Annotated in this window: 1 protein-coding gene; it reads right to left on the reverse strand. The window is 54.9% G+C overall.

The features are described 5' to 3' along the window. Window positions 1-756: 756 nt before the first annotated feature. Window positions 757-951, reverse strand: a complete 195-nt coding sequence (locus PG887_RS22470) for a plasmid partition protein ParG (RefSeq protein ID WP_171270182.1) — start codon at window positions 949-951, stop codon at window positions 757-759. Between the last annotated feature and the right edge of the window lie 20 nt (window positions 952-971).

Below are 971 nucleotides of genomic sequence, written 5' to 3' on the forward strand. Positions count from 1 at the left end.
TACCCCTCTGGAGGCCGCGGACGGCGTGGCCTCCAGAGCACTTTGTCGTTTTTGGACGGAAAATCCCTAGAACCCCAAGATAGGAGAGCCCTCCTGTTTGGCTACGTTAAAAATGACGTAGTTACACAAGATAGGACTCGCCTTGCTCTGAACTATTGAGGCCGCTTGCGGCGGCTCCCCCTCACGCGCTTCAGAGACACACCCCGTCCTGCTGCATCGCCTTTAGTCCCCGCCTGTGGGCCGGACAGCCGCGCCGTGTTTAAAGAGCTGGCCGTGGTTGGTTCCCCGTTACGCTCTGTTGGCTGATGCCCCACGGTTGCGAGCCGTGGGAGGCTGTGGTGCGCGGTCGCACGCTGGGCAGTATGTGAGGATTCCCCGTTCTGCCCGACCAACCACACCCACACACGGCAACAAACTCATGCATCCAATCCGTGCGGGTACGACAAAGCGCCAAAGGTGGTGGCCTTCGGTAACGGGTCTCGTAGCGGGAAAAGCTTGATTGAATGGCCGAGTGGCCGCTAAACTAATTAGGTCTTTGGGTAGCTGCTTCCCGCACGGAGCCGTTACCAGGTACAAAGAGCGCCAACTCCGAGTACCTTCGAAAAAACCGCCCGCCAAGGCGGTTTTTTCGTTTCTGGCGCACAGGGTAGCGTTGATCTAACAGATGGATCAACGCTTTTTAGTGCGAGCTACTGCAAAAAAAAAACTCATATATTCAATACTATCCCGACAGGATAGTTGCATATCAATCACTCACTACAGGGCTTCGATTAGGTCTGTCATGATGTCCTTGATGGACTTCCCCTGCGCGGCAGCATGCATTTTCAGCTTGGTATGTAGCGCCTCCGGCAGGTCGAAATTAACCCGCTTCATCTTCTCGGATCCTGCGATATCCCCCATGGTCATTGCCCGTTTTTCGCTGCTGGGACGGCCAGCCTTCAACATACTCATTTACTTACACCCTCATTAAC

Origin of the sequence: Aeromonas sp. QDB14, assembly GCF_027707845.1 — a bacterium.
Taxonomy (GTDB): Bacteria; Pseudomonadota; Gammaproteobacteria; order Enterobacterales; family Aeromonadaceae; genus Aeromonas; species Aeromonas caviae.